This is a genomic window from Kosakonia sp. ML.JS2a (genome assembly GCF_025642095.1).
In the GTDB taxonomy this organism is placed as follows: Bacteria; Pseudomonadota; Gammaproteobacteria; order Enterobacterales; family Enterobacteriaceae.
In genome coordinates, this window is the sequence record NZ_CP106754.1 from 2,932,213 (window position 1) to 2,950,140 (window position 17,928).

The following is a 17,928-nucleotide window of genomic DNA, read 5'->3' on the forward strand; positions in this document are numbered from 1 at the left end:
CGCTAATACATATTCGGGACAAGTGGAGTAACGAGACTGGTTACTTTTCTGTTCACTATTGAATAACGGTCCGTCCACCGGTATCGCTCTTTACCACGCCCAAGGGAAACCGTGTTACCGCTGCGGATAACACCCAGTAACTTCATTCGGTCCCAGCCCCCCTGGGTATCGCTGTCAAATCCGTAATTCCCTATCAGCACGAGATTTGCGCCGATATCCACGGAGTTGAATGACGGTGTCCACGTTGCCCCCTGAAAAACAAACGGACGCTTGTTCAGCGAGAAGGTGCACCGGCCACCAACAAAAAAAGTCAGCCCGGTTGACGGAGTCGGGTCCACTCCGGCGGCAAATATCGCCAGCGTCATGCTGACCGTTGCCGGCACGTCATCCCCGTTGCGATCCTGATAAGCGCTTAATACCCCGTTATAGAGTTCAACGGTAACGCCAGGCGCCGACCAGGCCGCGAAAACCATCAGGTTGTTAAGGTCGTAACCTGTGTCAGGCAGGTTCATATCTCCCGTAAAAGATACCTGACCGCGCCATACACAAAACCCGACGGGCGCCGCCGCGGGTATTTGCGTGTAGTCGGTTGAGTTCTGGATCAACAATCCGGTTCCTGAACCACCAGGCGGAAAAATCTGCCAGATGGATGCGGGTCTGCCCTGGGTGTTTGTCTGCCCTTTCGAGTTCCACAGATTCTGGGTGATTGTGTTACCGGAGAAAGTGAAACTTTCCACCATATTAATGGTGCCTATAACGTCAGTTCCGGTGGGCCCGGAATACCCGGCACAGTTGCGCGGTACGACAAAAATATTACTGGCCGGGTTGTAATTATTTATGGTTTTCGTGACACCATCACCGGTAACCCATGCACCGGAAAAAGAAGGACACCGGAGTCCCGCTTCAATTTCCATTGCCGGGCCGCCGTCATTCGGATTGAAATATAAGCCCTGCCCCATTACCAGATCCCTAACCTGATTAAACCGCCACCGGGTAAATTGACAGTGACACCAAGGCCATTGATTACCACGATATTATTAGAGCCATTAAATGCGAATGCCCCGTTACTGGCATAAAGCGTTCCGCGGAATGTACCGTTATTAAATTCCGGCGATCCGTCTTTCGGGATATTCCATCCGGCAGAACCAGAGACGAAATTATTCGACCGGATGTAGTTCCCGATTTTTGCATTTGTAATCGTTCCATCTTGAATAAAGGCTGAGTTAATAAAAACCTGACCATTGAAAACGAAGAAGGCTTTTTGATAATTACCCGGTTCACTCCCTGAATAAACACCGAACTGATCGGCTGCAAATACTGTCGTAGATTTATAACCACCCGCACCATCAGACTCAATGCCCATGGCAAAGCCAGTATTGTAGAATTGCTGACCACGCTGAATGCCGAGATTGAGAGTGTAAAAGGCAGAAGCTGTTCCATCGTCCTTAACTTCTGCTGTGAGTTTTTCGCTTACTGCCGATGTCAAATCACCTATCTGAGCCTGAACCTGCGTTGATAGTTCAGCCAGCGCATGATCGACGTCAGCAATGGTTGTTTTCACGATCAGAATATCAGCACGCACCTCACCATATTGGGCAAATTGACGATCAACGGTTGCATTGTTCGCAAGAGCATTCTGTATCTGCCCCTCCAGGTTCATATCGACGCCATTTTGCAGATTCTCAAACGCTGTCGAGTCTCTGATCGCTTCGTCGATATATTCAATCATGCCGGGAATGTCAGCAGAAGCCTGGCCGGATGCCTCAACAAAACCGGAGGTTCCGAACGCGTTGCGCGTACGAACATACATGTAGTAAGTGGTATCGCCCTTCAGATTGTGAAGGCTCCACTGGCTCGCGCGGCCAAGAAACTGAGCCTGATCCTCAATCTGCGACATATCGACAATCTGTGTTTCTCCTGAATACCAGAACTCAAACGTCGTGTCAGATGTGGCAGTAACCCGCATAACCGGCACAATGTCGGCAGAGAAAATACCGGGAGTCCACACAACAGAGGACGGAGCCAGCGGCGCGCCGATAATCATGCTCACCTGCGTCTCTGAACCCTTCATTCCGTTTTCATTGCGCCCACGCACACCAAGCATGTAATTCCCGGCATCCAGCCCGTAAAAGTCATAACGGAACTGATCTGTTTCATACTGGGCAACGACAGCACCGCTCTCACTGTACACATAAACTTCAAACACCAGTTTTTTAGTCGTGGTGGCCGTTTCCCATGTCGCAGTAACCTGCACCGTTTCGCTGTCGACGTTGATTATTTTCAGGTTTTCGATGTTCGGGACGCGATATCCATTCAACGTATCGTTCGGGATTTCGAACACCGCTCCCTCGTCAACAATGGCCTGCTTATTCGGATCGTGGAGTGATGCACTGATACTATAGACCGAATTGTTATCCGCCTCGGCGATGCTCAGTATGCGAAAAAGACGGGTGGAAAGATTTGCTGTGGAGATGACAAAAACAGTGCCATCACGCACCCAGGCTGGCGCCGTTTTAAGCGTGATAACGTCGCCTGCAACACTGGCAATTTCGTACTTTACGAGTTTGCCGTCACTGCCCATAATCCCCATGTCATCACCATTGGCGATCTGATCATAGACATCAGCATCAACCCTAATCTGTGCGCCAGCATGGGACACAATGCGCCCACCCAGGCGAGTTGCAGCATGGTTATTATCCATTACTTCGACAATGTCGCCAGGAGTGAAACCTATTGCATCACGGGCCATCTGGAACGAAACCTTTTTAGTTTCACGCTTTGCTGTTTCCAGAAGCCATTTTCCTGCGCGCCAGGCCTGCCCGCGAGAAGTACACCCGAACGCCTCCAGCGTCGTTTCGTTATATTCAAAGCGCGCAATCAGATCGTCATCGGAGACATATTCTTTCGACTGTTCCCATCCGTTATCAGGATCAGTCCAGGAAACCACAACAGCGTTATAACGTTCGCTTCGCTTTGTCGAGCTGTATGAAAATTTACCGTCAACGACATTCGCGTTAGTAATTGCAGCAATCGGGTCCTGTGGTGCATCGATAAGAACTGAAAGGCGCATGCCATCCCACAGCGCAATGCCACGGAACATACCGGCGATTTTATCCAGGATATCACGGGCGCTGGACTGTTCTGTAATGTAGGCATTGAGCGTCATGCGTGGCTCTTTGCCGCCATACCCGTCATCAACAAGCTGATCGCAATACTGCGACAGGATGTACAGCGCGCCGTCATCAACGTCAATGTAACCAGCCCGGCGGGCCAGCCCATAGCGTGTATTTTTCGCCAGCGAACGGAACAGCCATGCAGGATTGTTTGTCCATGCCTGTTTGAAGCCGCCAGTCCATAGACCAGTATAAGAACGCGTCAGCGGGTTGTAGTTGTCAGGTACGTCAACTATCAGTCCGCGCAAATGATACGTACGGCTCGGAGTGTCGGTGTACTGACTACGGTCAATAACAGCTCCGGCAATAGCCGAGAACGGGTAGTTGAGGTTGTCATCAGTGATTTCGCTGTAGCTGTTCCAGACAGTGCCGTTTGTCAGCAGGTCGCTGGCGCTATCCGGGGTTATACGGCGAACCCTGATATCGAATGGTTTTGTATCTGGCGCTGAGATTACGTGCGCTTCAAGATATTCGCCAGAAATCTTACCGCTGATTGTCACTGTTTTCTGAATTGTAAATGCACCACCTCCGGTCCTGGTTTCGATGACCATTGTCACCGAAGTATTTTTCTGATTTCCTTTAGTGTCCTGCTGAACAAGCCCCGTTACACCGATATTGAAACGAACGCGCGTTACATCAGTGTCTGTAACTGTCCGGACCAGCGGTGTATCAAAGGTCACATCTGTATTGACGATGGTCGCCGCTTCGATGGCGGAAAAGCCGTTAATGGGGCTCTGAAACTCGGAACCCGGACGCCACGCCACACTTACACCGTTAACGTTTACGGTTCCGTTCGCAGCAGTTACGGGCGTTTTGTTCAGCATGAATGACGACAGGTAGGACTGATCCACCGGTCCGTAAATCGGACCTTCTGAAATGAGATCGAGAACGCGGTAAAACTGTTTTGATTTGAGGTTATCGTCGATGAGTTTTGGAGTTGAAGCTTTGCCGCCGCCAGATGACATGTTTCCGCCTTAACTGATTGAATCGACCCAGTCCATGTTGTTTGATGTGTCGATACCGAGGGATATTACGTTTGAACCAACCACCATTTCTCCAAGCAGTATGGGCACAGGCCTGCCCTGGCCTATGCGGTTTTCTGCGCTGGTGAATGAGTTGTTGGTAATGCTGTTTGTTTCCGCAGCTTCCGCAGATGTCTTGCTCTTCATGTTTCTGGACATGTAGATCGAATAAGCGACTGATGCGACAGCTACAGCCACGGCAATGTAAGCCGCTACCGCAGCCGTAATAGCCCCTTCCACGACCGGGACAAATAGCACTGAAGCGCCTTCTGGTGGGCGTCTGTCAAGATGCATCCTGACTGATTCCTCCGTCACGTCGTGACCATCAACCCTGATTTTAAGGCGGCATCGGATAAAGTCTTTTTTGAACTCAGGGCATTGAGCGAGAAGCAAACGCAGCCCCTGCGATGGGGTATCAACGTTCATAACGATTTGGCGGAAATGTCGGCGTAAATGCCCTGCAAATTTAAAGATGAGCATTGTTCATGCCTCCAGACAGAATGAGTTTGGCGCTGATATGCGAGCCGATAGTCCTCGCGGCGGCTTAAATGGCCTGCACAGTCGTGATGCAGTACCTTACCTTCAGCAAGGAGGATCATTGCGTGGCAGGGGTCAGCGCCAGGGAACGGCTGCCTGATAATGACATCTCCGGGCCGCATGTCGCTGGCGTCAATCTGGCGAAAACCATTGGCAGACATATTTTTCAGGTAGAGGTTTTCACCACGCAACCACCAGCCATTGGTGCGCTCAAAATCTGGCAAATTGATACCGCACAGATGATAGGCGTCGCGGAACAGCGTGTAGCAGTCCATTACACCATGCTCAAACCGGCGGCCTAACAGGTGCGGTACCGGCCTGAATTCATGCACTACCCCATCACAGGCCAGCAACCATGTCAGTCCTGTTAACACCTGTGCATGGCGGTCAGCACCGGACAAAACATTTATTGGTTCAGGATGTGAGTGAAACAAAGCTGTTATCTCCCCCTCGCTCTCCGCGGCCAGCCAGTCATCGTCACTGATACGAAAATGGCTCTTCGGTTCCGGATGGACATTCAGGCACCGGTACAGTCTGGCGTTATCGATGATCAGCCCGCAAACCTCACCCGGGGATGACGATGCAAATTCAAGACATTCGCTAATCATGAAACTTTGTCCGAACCTGGGAAGCTACTGATCGGCAGGATTGCCGGACGTGGGTAGCGCAGGCGACATCCTGACTTGCGATGCGAGCACTTATCCAGAGACGGGTCAGACGTCGGGTTATCGCGTTCATCCGCCACCGAGCCTCCACTGTAATTACATCCGCTACCACGGTAAGCCCACTGACAGATTTCAGAGAGAATTGTGCGGGCCGGGATAATAGCGTTATCACAGTCAATTGGTGTAGCCAGCGTGTAGGTCACCTGCTCGAAAGTCTCTTCGGTCATCTCTTCCACGACGTACCGCGACACCGCTTCCATCGTTGGATCGGCGTCCGGGTTACCGTTAGGAAAATTCACGGCATCAAGGTATTTAACGGCCACCTGCCTACGGGTGATCACCACGCCGAGCATGTCATCGAAATCGCTGTTAATGCCGGTTATCAGCCCGGTAACGTTCGCCACAGCCATTTGCGGTCTGGCATAGGTCCCTTCGTTCTTGCTCTCGAAGCCTTCGACAGCGATCGGGTACGACGAGTAGACGTTCCCCTTCCAAATTACATCGTTGTAGAAACCATTAGTACCGGAATGGAAGCGAACCAGATCACCGCCATATGGTTGCAGGTCAGCTTCTAACAGGTCAATAAACGCGCCGACTCCGGCATCAATGCTTTCGATAATTAGCTCAGGTGGAATGTCGCGCACAGATTTCTCCAATAAAAAAGGCCGCACGTGTCGGCCGGATAAACAGGTGATCAAATATCAGGATGTGATATATCCGAAAGCCTGGGTATGGTCAGATTTCAGCCCGTCAGCGGTGGGACGCTGGCGCACACAGCAAAGGAGGAATGGCTGATTATCTCCTGAGGGTAAAACATGTCACATATTCACAGTAGGGAATACATAGAAGGTGGAAGCACAGTTTCAGTTCAATGCTCTCATCAAATAAATGTAATTGTTATGGATGACACAAATTACAGTAATTACAATAGCGGTCGTGGTTTTCGCCATTATGGTGGCTTCTATAAAATGTTCCCCGCGAATATAGTTGTCCCCACAACAGGACATTGGAACATCGTTTTAGCATTGCCCGCAGGACATAGGGCGAACATTCGTTATTCAATTAACATTCTTGGTTAATTGCAATTGCCCGTTAGCTTGTTCTAAGGCATCAACAAGGGCGGCAATGATCCTTTGCTGTGTGCCGTCCTTTAGATAACTACATGAAGAAATATTTGCCTGAGTGGATGCATTGCGCATCCAGATAACTTCCCCATTTTCAATAATGGAAACTTCCATATACTTCTCCCACCTTTCGGTTTATCTCGGTACCTGTTCAAATGTGGCCGTCAGTTCATGAAGGCCACCCGTTTTGGTTAAACTCCATGACCGGCAGACAAACAGCGCCTGTGTTCCTGTATCCGATGGCGTCCAGCAAAATGACTCGACGGCCATTCGTGCTTTTAAAAATGTCGCAGCTTCGCGAGCAGCGTTTGGCTTATTGCATTTGCTGTCATCGACGCCTTTGAACATCAGTGAGTATTTCGACATTAACGGGTTAATTCCTTTAACCTGCCGCTGTTCGTAACCATCGCCGAGTTTGACGACGACCACATTAGGCGTGTTGTCGACGGTATAGGCCTTTTGTGGCGACCAGGTGAATGTTTCCGGCATTATTTCTTCCTCGGCTGGATCATTCCATTGGGTCGGTTTGCCTGATCACTTATCTGAAACAGGGCCACGCGCTTCATCATCCCTTCCATTTGCTTTATGGTGGAATCGTCAATACCGCCGGTAGTGTTGATTTCGAAGCTGATATGCTGGACGACACTACTGCCGCCACCCCCGCCCTGCATATCCCGGTTGCTGATAACGCTCCCGTTATCGCCGGGGATCATGTACTGGCTACCGTTGCTGGCCTTAAATATCTCCGGCTTACCACCCTCACCCACGCGGTACATCGAGTTGGCGCTAACGGGGCCGCCGTGCTCGCGAGCACCGGCAAGCGCCATGGCTTTAGAAGAAAGCAATGCCGTGGAATAAGCCGTTGAGCCAACCGCTGCCGCGCTGCCGTAAGTGGCGATCGACGCGCTCATAGCCGCAGGTGCCCAGGCCGATGCCGCGGCCGTAGCCTGGGTTGTTGTCATGGTAAGCGAGGCCGCTGCTGCTGCCTGGCCCATCAACTGCGCCTTAACCCATTCAATGCCCATCTGCACAAGGCTGGTGATTACGCTGTTGAGTATCGTTGAACCGATGTTGGCGAATGCTTCCTGGAGGCTCTGTGTGCCATTAATCAGACCGGTTAAAGCGCTCGACGCACCGTTTTGAAGCCCTTCAAGAGAGGATGCGAGTAACTCATTCGCCTGGCTCTGGTTGCGGTAAATCTCCCATTGAGCCGCAATACGCGCCTGCTCATACTGCGTTTCTTGTGCATTTCTGAGCTCAATACCTCGTTGTGTAAGCTGTCCTTTTTGCGCCTCGAACTGATCTATCAGAGCAAGCTTGCGTGCGTTCTCATTTGCCAACTGCTGAACCGGGTCAATGGCACTCTGTGCATCCTGAAGTGCAGTAACACCTGAATTTTGTTCGGCTCTGATCTTCGCCAGGTTTACCTGGTGCTGTTCCTCTAATCGCTCTGCAGTTTTGTCATACTGCTCCTGACTGATTTTCTTGGCCGATAACGCTGTATTCAGATCCTGAACATCCTGCTTATAGCTTGCATTTTCTTTCGCTTCAGGAAGCAGCTTTTCGGCTGCCGCTTGAGCTTTTAACGCATTCGCAGTGTCCCAAATTTCGCCTCGGTATTTACCAGCCAGAGCAATTTGCTCCTGTGTTGCCCCTTTGCCAAGAGACTGCTGAGCTGCCAGGACTGCCTGTTCTCGACTCAAGTCTTCCGTTGATCCCGCAGCTAACTCAGCCTGCTGTTTCAGATTCGCGAGTTTCTGAGCAATAGACTCTGCCTTGCTTGCGGATTTCTTACCCTGAGATTCAGCTTCGGAGGCTGCTTTCTTCCGCGCCTCTTCTGTTTTTTGAAGGTCAAAGTTTTCACCGGCAAGACGTTTAGCAGATTCAATCTGGTTTACGTTGCTGGTTGATTTTGCCGCCTCCATTCCAGCTTTTGTCACTGCACGCTGACGCTCATCCTGAATTTTAAGGAGATCGTTCTGCTCTTTAAGGTTGAGGATTAACTTGTCGCCGGCGTCCGTCGGTGGCGATATTTCCAGTGCTTTTGGATTGAAGTTCCGCCCTGCCTGATTGGCACGGTTGATTTCGTTCGCCGTATTACCAAATGCTTTCGCAACAGCACCCTGCACCTGTTCAAGAACAGTACCCTTTCCGATCAACTCGTCATGAACCCCCATCGAAGTGAGCATGTTGTTGTTGAGTGTTGTTTGGGCGCTGTCACGTGTGCGAATCGTGGCATTCAGCTTATCTTCAAGGTTAGTGCGGTCACGCTGCTTCTGATTGATTTCATCAGTAAGTTTTGCGGCATTCTGGAGTAATCCATTTCCCTGCTCAGCGGTTGTTCCAAACGGCTTACCTTTCTCAACGTAGTCGTCGCGACTTGCTGTAAGAGATTTTATTTCGTTGTTTAAGGAAGAAAGAGCGTCTTGCTGACCTTTTATCGCCACGTTAGCGTCAGCTATAGAACCGCGAAGAGAGGTGTTACTCATCGACGTCATTGAGGCGTTCAGCTTATCCAACCCGTCAGCAAAGGCGATCGCCTCTTCTCTGGCTTGCTGGGACTTCTGCCAGAAGTAGAAAATTGCCGAAGCCGCAAGCATCGCAGCACCAGCAGGGCCGCCAATTAGTGACAGCGCCCCGCGAGCAAGACCAATACTGACGGATGCCGCTCTTGCAGATGCCGCTGCGCGAGCCGACGCTGCTGCCTGAGCGTCTTCGGCCAGCTTGTTTTGAATTGCTGCAGCAGTCGCCCGGGTCTTGGCTGCAACCAACGCATCCATGGCCAGCATCTCAGCAGTACTTCCTCTCGCGACATTATATTCAGCCTGAGCCAGCGCCAGCGCCGACATGGCAGCTTCTTTGTCTGCAACGGATTTACGCATGGTTGCATTGGCTGAAACCATTGCCGCCTGCGCTGACTGGGAATCCGCTAATATTTGCTGCCTTGAAGCGGCAATGCTTTGTATTTTTGCCGCGGTACCCTGGGCAAGCGCCCCAACATAGCGAGCGCCAATGATGCCAGCGAACACCAGCGCAGCAGTCGTGCCAGCATCAATAACACCTGCCATTTTGTCTGCATTCTGGCTGAATTTAAGCATCCCGTCAGCGGATGCAATCAAACCGTTAGTGAACTGCTGGATGACCCCGGTTTCATTCTCGAACGCCACCAGTAACTGCGTGATGGCAGTTTTGATACGAACACTGGCGTCGACAAGGTTATTCGACATTCCCGCAGCCGCGGTTGAGTTAGCCTCGAGTGACTGCCGCAAGCCTTCCGTGAGCTGTTTAGCCGTTAGCTGCCCTGCGGCCCCCAATGCGCGTACCTGCGCGCCGGTCATCTTGCTGGCGGCGGCAATATCGTTAATCACCGACGGAATAGCAGTGGTGATCGTCTCCCACTGGTCCGCCGCCACCTTGCCAGTGTTGATGGATTTTGAGAAAGCATCAATTGCATTATTGGCGCGATCGGCGGACGTCGCGTTTTTAACGAATGCATAGGACATGGAGTCCTGCACGTCGATAGCCTGATTTGTTGTGTATTGCATGCTGCGCAGGCTGTCAGCGGTCCGGATATAAAGCTCCTGCGCCTCCTGCAGCGAACGATAGGTACCGTTTGCAGTTGCCAGCAAGCGATGTTGCACCATTTCAAATTCAGCCTGGCTGGATGTCGCCATCTGTACGCGTTCGGCCATCTCCTGATACTTCTGGACCAAACCGGCCATTTCGCGAAGCGCTGATGCGGCGATCAATCCCTTAATTGCTGAGGACAGTTTAGACAGCCCGGTATCAAGGGTATCAGCGGCTTTGGTGGTCTTATTGAAGCTTTGCTCCATGCTATCAAGAGCTTTATCAGCCTGGCGCTGCCCTTGCAGCAGTGGCGCTACGTCAGCGCTTACTTCGTAGTAAATATCGCCAACATTGGTAGTCATTAACTTTTCTCCAGGCAATAAAAAACCCCGCAGAAGCGAGGCTTTTGGATTTTTAATCAATCCTAATACAGGCTAGCTATATAAGCGTTAATTGGTTCGGGTAGCAAATCCTGAGGGTGATCACCACCAAAAGAAGCCCATTTACTTTTCCCACTTATAATGGTTGAAGCTACCCGGCTATTAGATTCTGCATTATAGATAGTAATTTTAATCTCTATTCGATCAGGGATACCAGACCATTCAGTCGCTCTATCTTCCCAGTGCAATATTTGCGGGATAACATAATACCCCAAGCCTATAACATGATTACTTTTCAAGCATGCGATATCATCACAATCTGTGAAGACATTTACACTATCGGAGTATCGGGCAAACGCGGCCTTAACAGCTGCTGCTGTTGCAGCGCCTGATCCAGAGTACGTTCGCGTTTCATACACTCCATCAGCAGGCTTAGAGATTACTATCGGTGAATCTTTAATTAATAATTCTGTACTATTTTGAATAGTATTTGTGTCGTATTTGACAGAACAACCCAATAGCACAGTCGCAGCGGAAAATATTAACAGTATTTTCACATCCCTTTCCCCATTAGTAAAAGATTAGGGAATCGTAGCAGGGATCAGTGCAACGACAAAATCACCTGATCTTTTATCAGGATGTTTTTACCTGGCGCTTAGGAATACAGTCGATGAGCCGCTAGCGGGCGGCCTATGAACAGAGGTAAAAATGAAAGTCTTTCTGGTTATGCTGGCGTTCGTCGCCTTGATTTTCAGTAGCGTGTCAATGGCAAAGAGCTACAGAGGTGGTCATTACTATATGGGGCACGGGTCATCACATAAGGGTGGTCATTACGTCAATCCGAGGACTGGGAATCACTACACCAAGCGACACTAAGTAGAGGGTCCGCCTGCGTGGGCTTTATCAATTAACAGAGGCTCGTAATCATGAAAAATAAGTTAACCATTCACGGCAAGCTTGTTGATCAAGACTCCGCTTTTCTCACAAAAAAACTATCAGCAAAAGAGTTAAATAAACTGGTTGCCGAAGTTTCCAATGATATTAAGCAAAAAGAACCCCAAGCTATCAACGATGCTGTCAGAAAACTGAACAAAATGGGCTAATCTGCCCCAGCGCAGCAAGAAGAAAAGCCCGCCAGAGCGGGCTTCATCACATTCAGTGGTATCTTTTGTACTGCTCCACAGCAAACTCAACAGAGCCCTTCCTGGGATCAATGTTCTTAACGCATGTTCTGAGGTTGTTGTTGATCTTGCCCATCTCCCGGCTACCTGAACCTTGCTCAACATTGGAAAGAAAGTTAAGCATAGCGTCATTCACATCGGTTATGCAGTCTACTTCTTGCTTAAGGAATTTGTACTGCATCCACTGCACACCATAGATCGAAGTTGGGATACCAAAAATCAATCCAATGACCCAGACAATTACCCGCCCTTTAATACCCATTCGTCAACCCCTTATACCCATAACATTAAAATGGGTATCGACACAAAGAGCACTTTCAAGAGTGAAATTACCGTAATTTACAGTGGACCTGAAAGCAAAAAACCGCCTAACGGCGGGTCATTCAATTTGTGCTTTAGGTTAGCGAGGTAACCGTACCCGTCGCATTAATGCCCAGTCCCATAACGTAATTTGAAGCAACTAAAAACAATGCAATAACCATATAATGAAGTGCGCCCATATCAACCTCCTTGCTTTGAAAATAAATTGGTAACTTAACTGCCAAGTACATAAAGAAAACTGCCAGTGCAAAAAGGGATAGGACATACAACAGAGCAGGAGTTGAACCTGCACCCACCACCGCTAACCTAAAGCTTAGCCATTATATCGATCGGCTTGAACATATGCAAAACCAGCGCATAGGCACTGATCATCCATCAGGATGGTCGAAAAGATGCTGCCAGGTTAGGCTGAAATCCCTAACAAAGTAATGGTGAAGAATATGGATATTGGATTACTTATTACGTCCCTTAAGAGCGGGCTTGGTGCGCTCTCTGCCGTTCAAAGTAACGAAGTCCTTCGAGAGCGCATCGCTTTCATTGGAGAGCAAATCGACGTACTTCAAAAAGCCCATGCTGCCACCGTACAGGAACTTGCCGAGGCGAAGACCAAATGCGTAGAACTTACGAATGAAATAGCGGCTTACAGGGCAAAGGATGAGTTTGTCGAGCACATGGGCGCGGCCTTTAGAAAAAATCCCGCGGGTGGCTATATCAGCGCGGTTTATTGTCCCAACTGTCACAAACAAGTCGGGAGCGGGTTTGATGATTTTCCTTTCCATTGTAGCACCTGTGGTTGGAATTCAAGATTTTTAGGATGGGAAGTTGACTCTGTTCTGAAATCACTACCTTAAGGAAATTTAAATCGACAGAAGAAAAAACCGACCCGCTTTTCGCGATTGTTGAAGAATCCAAAGAAAAAAATTAAAGGGATAAACTTATGTCAGCTAAAAACTTAATTCCCCAGCTTAACAAAATTAAATCACAAATCGGTAACCTCACGGGTAAAGAGAAGGCTTACAAGGCCCCTGAATATGATGAAGTTATTGAAGATTTCAGTAAGATAAAAACAACCTGCAGTAGGATTGACCCTAAGGATCCACATCTCCCAGCGGCTAAAAATATAATTGATAATATTGATAAACAACTAACTGCACTGCAACAAAAAGGGGATATTACGGACGATCCTGATATAAAAAAACCGCCGACTGGTGAGGATAAACCAAGACTTTAAGTTGAATGTTAAAAACGCAAAGTCTTATTTGCTTGAGGTATTATTCTTTGCTTTCCTAAGCTTACGTGCTTTCTTAGCCATGTAGTCATCTGCCACTGCGTCGTATTCTTCTTTTGTGAATCCCTTCTGGTCAGGGTATTTAGCCGCCAGCAGCAGTTGAAACTCGGTCATGGTCAGCAGCTCGGCTTCCACCCTGCTCATGCCAAAGTGATTGCGCGCCGCGCTGATGTAGTCGAATGCTTTAAATTCCGTGATGGCCTGCCCGGTTTCGTGGCGCTGCAACTGCCGCACCTTCGCTTTCCCAATGATGCCGTGTGCGATAAGGTGCCGGGCCATCTGAATCATGTCACCGGCTGGCATAGCGCCTTTGCGGTACACGAACGCCCACCGCCTGGTACGTCCGGGGATGATCTCACCGGTCAAGCCGGACACGTCGCGGTTGCAACAGGCCGACAGAACGGACATTGCAGCCAGCATCGCCCTCTTATCTGCCTGCTGGCGCGTAATGTACGCAGTCAGCCAGTCAGGTATAAACCCGTAAGCAGCGTAGCCTCGTTCCAACAGTGGCGTTATTTCGTCGCTGTGCAGGTCGTAGAATGCCTGGACTATCTCCTGCGGTTCGCCGATTCGCGTCATCGCAGCGAATGACGGTGAAAAAAAGTAATCCTCTTCTCCAGCGGTAATGAGGCACTCGCCGATCTCTTTGTAAGGGGTCATGGGTAATCTCTTTGCTCTGCATTATCTGGGGCGCCGCACCGGGTGCCCCATGTAATACAGATCAGACCGTCACGGTCGCGGTATACACCGCAGTAAACTCGCCGTCATTGGATTTGACGGTGATATTGGCGGTACCAGCCGTTGCGCCGGATGGGGCACTGACCGTTACCGTAGTGCCGCTGATTGTCGCCGTCGCGCGCGCCGGAACGGACGAGGTAACCGTAAAGGTTTTATCGGTCGCATCGGTTGGCGAGATATTGACAGTGAAGGTGGTCGAAGCACCGGCAGCGATAGAGGCGCTGGTCGGCGTTACAGTGACTCCGGTCACCGGCACATCCACATCGGTATCGATAACCTGGATGGTATCGGCCGCCGCCACCTTGAATTCGGTGGAAAACGTGATGATGTCGTTGGTACCGCCGTCGGAGCTGAGAGCGTTGATCAGCATATAGCCGATGAAAGTGATCGGACCGAACTCCATACGCACCCACAGGGTCGGCTGGCGTGCGGCCTGGATTTCGCTGTTGAAATACTTAATCAGGCGACCGACACCGTACTGGTCGAGCTTGTCGTTACGGCGAACCTCCCCCTCAAACGAAATGGTGAAGTCGGCGTTGGTTACGATGTTCTCAACGTAACCTTTGGTGTCGTCGGCATCCGACGTAACGCTGTTCGGCGAGAAATCGAAACCTTTACTGGTGCCTGCGGCCAGCGCCATCCACTCGGATTCCTGGGGGAGTGTATCGGCACAGCCATCAGCCACTTCAAGCACGATCGCACGACCAAACAATTTCGTATTGTCGGTTTGGCAATTTGCTGGCATGGGAACTCCTGTCGTAAATAAAAAAAGCCGCCGGATGGCAGCCTGTTGGTGTTGCTTACTCCCCGTAGAGGCAAGCGAATTGAAGGCGGAAAACGATCCTTCCCTCGTCGGTTAATACCGGCGGCGGGATGCCGCCCATGTTTTCGATTTGCCCTACACAGGTATCGCTGATGGGGTTTTCCTGCACGTAGTCGATAATCTTCTGTACCGCCTGAGCGGTGACCGCGCGCTTGTCCTTAGGTCCGATAACATCCACCAGGACGTAGTGGTCAGCGCCGAGATCTTTGCGGATTGGCGTTCCTCCATTAGGCCTGAACACGATAAACGAGTCACTCGCCTTCTTCGTATCCTCAAAGAAAAGCGATTGCACGATCCGTCCATCTGTCAGCCCGGCAGCAACAAACAGATTTTTCACACGTTCGTACATTGATGGCGTCATACCGATAGCTCCTTATGCACCACTGCGTCGATCTGGTCTCGCATGTCGTCAAAACCTTTACGCAAGAACTCCTTCTCAGCCGTAGAGCGCCGGAAGTTTTGTTTAACGTTAGGGTCGTGGACAGTGAGTGCGTAATTAGCTGAGTACCCTACACGCCCGGACACGCGCACGCCATTAATGACTAATTCCCGGTACTGGCTATTTATCAGTAATGATGTGTCGATAGGCGTGTACAGCGCGGCCTGTGAACTACCAATAATCAGAGCTGATTGAATAGCCCTGGCAATCTTGCGCCCGGTAATGTCATCAATCAGTCGATTGAGGTTGGCCTTAGCCTGACGAATGCCACGTACTTTACCGCCCATTACAGCCCCGATAGCAGCGCGTAATCGTCTGCGGTTCTGTTGAATGTGTCGGCATACCGGATGACCTGCAAAATTTTGTCAGCGCCAGCCACCAGCGGATCAGCCTCAGATGATTCTCCAATGAGGATAAAGTCACCGGTCTGCGCGCTGGCGTATTCAGTCCAGAACGTGTTTTTTACCACCACTTCTGAGCCAAGGTTGCCAAGAGATGCAGATACACCAGCAACCTTCTCTGACATGCCGCCCTGATAGTCACAATCAATAACCAACGGAGCGGAATATCCGAGAGGGTCGCCAGCCTCGGTTTTGCCAAGCTCTCGCCAGACGGTGGCTTTCGCTGTATAGCTCCAGTTTGCAACATCAGACATGCCCTACTCCTTCCATCGCAGCACAACTGCCCCAGTCGCGCGAATAGCCGCGCAATTAATGAACCACTCGCCGTCCGATTTGACGTAGCCGGTCGTCTGCCGCCCGGTGTCGGTCATTACCCAGACGCGGGTGAATGAGCGTGGCAAGCGCTGCTTCACGGATGCCCACTCCATCAACAGCCCCCCACCACATCGAAGAAACCGACAGCCGAGCCGGAAAGCGGCAGGCCGCCAAGACAGCCGTTCGTGTCCCAGGACAGAATTTGCGAGTACAGGTGATCCGTGCCCGCGCTGTCATAAGTGAACGAGCGAGACGCTCCGGACGGCGCAGACTGCGACGATATCTTTCTTGCACCTGACAGGGCAGCCAATCGCGCGGCGGCATAGATCAGAAGGAGTTTTTGCAGGCTTTCGGAATAGCCCGCCCCGTCCATGCATGCCGACGCGGCGCTTACCTGATCGATGAGCAGTTGAAGCACCGCATCAGGGACCGTGAAGCCCAAGTCAGCCATCAGCGGTTTAACGTCATCCAGCGTGATTTGGGCTGCCATGGTTATTTCGCCTTCCTGGTTGCTTCAGCCAGCGCGGCGACGGCTTCATCAGCGCGTTTGGTTTCGGCGGCCAGTGCTTCAGTGTGCGCGGAGTCCTTCTCAATTGCTGCCTCCTGCAACTGCTTAACCTGTGCCAGCGCATCATCAAGCCGACCCTGAAGCGCGCTGGTTTCGGCGGCAACAGGCGCGGAGGGTGTTGCCACTTCGAACTGGAGTTTCTGCCCCTTCTCTTTTGTTTCTTCGGCTTTGCCAGCAGCAATCCACTTTTCAGCGACCGCGTCGCCAACGTCATAAACCACGCCAACTTCCAGTTTCTGGAAGCTGGCACCGGCAAAGAGGTTTGCTACCAATACCTTTACGAGTGCCATGTTTTATCCTTAGCTCGAAGCGTAAACGACGGAGAAGTGACCGTTAATATCCTGCTTAACCATCAGGCCAGCAGCGCCCCAGGTGCGCCACACGTAATCGCTGTTATAGAACTGGCGCGGATCGGCAACGGTGCCAAACGCCTGACCGACGATTGGTGCGATGACACCAGCACCCAGCGGAACGATCAGAATCTCGTTGCCGGTCAGCTCGGCATCTTCTTTGATGTCTTTAATGCCGGAGAGCTTTTTGATCTCTTCCAGTACCGTGCGCGTGGAGTTCACGTCGAAATACTGTTCCCAGTTCGACATGATTTCGCTGGAGACATACCAGGTCTGCTCACCGTACTGATAGTTCTGCAACTTCAGCACATCACGCAGAGAGATTGCCTGCGCACGGATGGCTTTCGGATCGGTACTGGTCGCGAAGTTGAAGGTCAGCGTAATCTGAGCGACACGTTCATCAGCACGCAGACCTTTCCAGGTTTTATCGTCGAACTTGATGTAGTTACCCGCTGAATCACGGAAACCGCCCCAGATGTAATCCACGTACTGGCGACGCACATCATCAACGGAGCCAGACTGAGCATCAGCCAGAGAAGAAAGCGCTGAGCCCTTATTAAATACCGGGTCACGCCAGTTGAACTTGAAGCCGGAATCGTGGATCGGGACCATAGTGCCGTCGAAGGTGTAAGACTTCGCGTCCAGCGCTGCACCAATCTGGCCGGACATTGAAGTGTGCGCCCAACCGCGACCGCCTTTACGGGCGTATTCGTACACGGACTCTTCCAGGCGAACTGAACGTGACAGCGGCATCAGGTCATTCAGCAGAGTAAATTCGGTGGTCGGTTGGAACTCGGCAAGCACCGTCTGATCGTAAGCGCGATACAGGCGACGGATATCATCAACCGCGTTCACTGCATCCAGCGTCGGAGCATTGGCGGCTTCACCACGCACACGGGTGCGGGCGATGAAGTCAGCCACAGCCTGCGCGCTGGCATTACGGGCAAACTGCAATTCCTGAAACTGAGAAGTGTTTGCCTCAAGGTTTCGGGTCTCGGTTGCCTGTCGGGTGGAAAATGCAAACATTCGTTGCTCC

Annotated in this window: 22 protein-coding genes; 3 read left to right on the plus strand and 19 right to left on the minus strand. The window is 51.0% G+C overall.

The genetic code is table 11. From position 1 onward, the window contains the following. Window positions 1–2: 2 nt before the first annotated feature. From N7922_RS13795 to N7922_RS13815, 5 genes are read right to left on the minus strand one after another with little or no spacing between them, the layout of a single operon-like run. On the minus strand, window positions 3–959 hold the full coding sequence (locus N7922_RS13795) for a DUF6453 family protein (RefSeq protein ID WP_263096827.1): 957 nt from the start codon (window positions 957–959) through the stop codon (window positions 3–5). Next, the gene (locus N7922_RS13800; RefSeq protein WP_263096828.1) at window positions 959–4,138 is read right to left on the minus strand and encodes a host specificity protein J; all 3,180 of its coding nucleotides are present in this window, start codon (window positions 4,136–4,138) and stop codon (window positions 959–961) included. The genes N7922_RS13795 and N7922_RS13800 overlap by 1 nt, the downstream gene beginning before the upstream one ends. A gap of 9 nt (window positions 4,139–4,147) precedes the next feature. Then, on the minus strand, window positions 4,148–4,675 hold the full coding sequence (locus N7922_RS13805; protein WP_263096829.1) for a tail assembly protein: 528 nt from the start codon (window positions 4,673–4,675) through the stop codon (window positions 4,148–4,150). Continuing rightward, the gene (locus tag N7922_RS13810; protein WP_263100908.1) at window positions 4,618–5,337 is read right to left on the minus strand and encodes a C40 family peptidase; all 720 of its coding nucleotides are present in this window, start codon (window positions 5,335–5,337) and stop codon (window positions 4,618–4,620) included. The genes N7922_RS13805 and N7922_RS13810 overlap by 58 nt, the downstream gene beginning before the upstream one ends. Beyond that, on the minus strand, window positions 5,337–6,041 hold the full coding sequence (locus N7922_RS13815) for a phage minor tail protein L (protein ID WP_263096830.1): 705 nt from the start codon (window positions 6,039–6,041) through the stop codon (window positions 5,337–5,339). The genes N7922_RS13810 and N7922_RS13815 overlap by 1 nt, the downstream gene beginning before the upstream one ends. 171 nt (window positions 6,042–6,212) lie before the next feature. On the opposite strand from N7922_RS13815, the gene N7922_RS13820 reads away from it, so the two are divergent. Continuing rightward, entirely contained in the window at window positions 6,213–6,476 is a 264-nt protein-coding gene (locus tag N7922_RS13820; protein ID WP_263096831.1) for a DUF1883 domain-containing protein, read from the plus strand. On the opposite strand, the gene N7922_RS13825 is transcribed toward N7922_RS13820, so the two are convergent. The 4 genes from N7922_RS13825 to N7922_RS13840 form a co-directional block, all read right to left on the minus strand. After that, window positions 6,456–6,635 (minus strand): Rrf2 family transcriptional regulator, encoded by a 180-nt coding sequence (locus tag N7922_RS13825; protein ID WP_263096832.1) that lies wholly within the window; start codon window positions 6,633–6,635, stop codon window positions 6,456–6,458. The two genes, N7922_RS13820 and N7922_RS13825, sit on opposite strands and share 21 nt — an antisense overlap. Window positions 6,636–6,656: 21 nt before the next feature. After that, window positions 6,657–7,010, minus strand: a complete 354-nt coding sequence (locus tag N7922_RS13830; protein WP_263096833.1) for a phage tail protein — start codon at window positions 7,008–7,010, stop codon at window positions 6,657–6,659. Then, a complete protein-coding gene (locus N7922_RS13835) occupies window positions 7,010–10,450 on the minus strand; it encodes a tape measure protein (RefSeq protein WP_263096834.1) in 3,441 nt (1,146 codons plus the stop codon). Before N7922_RS13835 ends, N7922_RS13830 begins: the two co-directional genes overlap by 1 nt. A 62-nt stretch (window positions 10,451–10,512) precedes the next feature. Beyond that, a complete protein-coding gene (locus tag N7922_RS13840) occupies window positions 10,513–11,025 on the minus strand; it encodes a DUF4823 domain-containing protein (protein ID WP_263096835.1) in 513 nt (170 codons plus the stop codon). A gap of 369 nt (window positions 11,026–11,394) precedes the next feature. Here N7922_RS13840 and N7922_RS13845 point away from each other — a divergent pair, with 369 nt between their 5' ends. Continuing rightward, complete coding sequence (locus tag N7922_RS13845) at window positions 11,395–11,571, plus strand: hypothetical protein (RefSeq protein ID WP_263096837.1); 177 nt, start codon at window positions 11,395–11,397, stop codon at window positions 11,569–11,571. Window positions 11,572–11,623: 52 nt separating this feature from the next. Here N7922_RS13845 and N7922_RS13850 read toward each other — a convergent pair whose 3' ends face one another. Next, window positions 11,624–11,911, minus strand: coding sequence for a hypothetical protein (locus N7922_RS13850; protein WP_263096838.1), 288 nt, complete (start codon window positions 11,909–11,911; stop codon window positions 11,624–11,626). 511 nt (window positions 11,912–12,422) lie between these two features. After that, window positions 12,423–12,749, minus strand: a complete 327-nt coding sequence (locus N7922_RS13855) for a hypothetical protein (protein ID WP_263096839.1) — start codon at window positions 12,747–12,749, stop codon at window positions 12,423–12,425. Window positions 12,750–12,907: 158 nt separating this feature from the next. On the opposite strand from N7922_RS13855, the gene N7922_RS13860 reads away from it, so the two are divergent. Further along, complete coding sequence (locus tag N7922_RS13860; RefSeq protein WP_263096840.1) at window positions 12,908–13,201, plus strand: hypothetical protein; 294 nt, start codon at window positions 12,908–12,910, stop codon at window positions 13,199–13,201. A 24-nt stretch (window positions 13,202–13,225) separates the two neighbouring features. Here the strand turns inward: N7922_RS13860 and N7922_RS13865 are convergent, their stop codons facing one another. The 8 genes from N7922_RS13865 to N7922_RS13900 all read right to left on the minus strand — a co-directional run bounded on the left by N7922_RS13865 (window position 13,226) and on the right by N7922_RS13900 (window position 17,918). Beyond that, the gene (locus tag N7922_RS13865) at window positions 13,226–13,918 is read right to left on the minus strand and encodes a DUF6246 family protein (RefSeq protein ID WP_263096842.1); all 693 of its coding nucleotides are present in this window, start codon (window positions 13,916–13,918) and stop codon (window positions 13,226–13,228) included. A 61-nt stretch (window positions 13,919–13,979) separates the two neighbouring features. Beyond that, window positions 13,980–14,741 carry an Ig domain-containing protein gene (locus N7922_RS13870; RefSeq protein ID WP_263096843.1) on the minus strand — a complete coding sequence of 254 codons (762 nt, stop codon included), beginning with the start codon at window positions 14,739–14,741 and terminating at the stop codon, window positions 13,980–13,982. A gap of 55 nt (window positions 14,742–14,796) precedes the next feature. Next, complete coding sequence (locus tag N7922_RS13875; RefSeq protein ID WP_263096844.1) at window positions 14,797–15,180, minus strand: hypothetical protein; 384 nt, start codon at window positions 15,178–15,180, stop codon at window positions 14,797–14,799. Continuing rightward, on the minus strand, window positions 15,177–15,545 hold the full coding sequence (locus N7922_RS13880; protein ID WP_263096846.1) for an HK97 gp10 family phage protein: 369 nt from the start codon (window positions 15,543–15,545) through the stop codon (window positions 15,177–15,179). Before N7922_RS13880 ends, N7922_RS13875 begins: the two co-directional genes overlap by 4 nt. Beyond that, complete coding sequence (locus N7922_RS13885) at window positions 15,545–15,913, minus strand: hypothetical protein (protein WP_263096847.1); 369 nt, start codon at window positions 15,911–15,913, stop codon at window positions 15,545–15,547. The genes N7922_RS13880 and N7922_RS13885 overlap by 1 nt, the downstream gene beginning before the upstream one ends. A gap of 173 nt (window positions 15,914–16,086) precedes the next feature. After that, window positions 16,087–16,464, minus strand: a complete 378-nt coding sequence (locus N7922_RS13890; protein ID WP_263096848.1) for a hypothetical protein — start codon at window positions 16,462–16,464, stop codon at window positions 16,087–16,089. Window positions 16,465–16,466: 2 nt separating this feature from the next. Next, complete coding sequence (locus tag N7922_RS13895; RefSeq protein WP_263096849.1) at window positions 16,467–16,832, minus strand: hypothetical protein; 366 nt, start codon at window positions 16,830–16,832, stop codon at window positions 16,467–16,469. 9 nt (window positions 16,833–16,841) lie between these two features. Next, a complete protein-coding gene (locus tag N7922_RS13900) occupies window positions 16,842–17,918 on the minus strand; it encodes a major capsid protein (protein WP_263096850.1) in 1,077 nt (358 codons plus the stop codon). Window positions 17,919–17,928 lie beyond the last annotated feature (10 nt).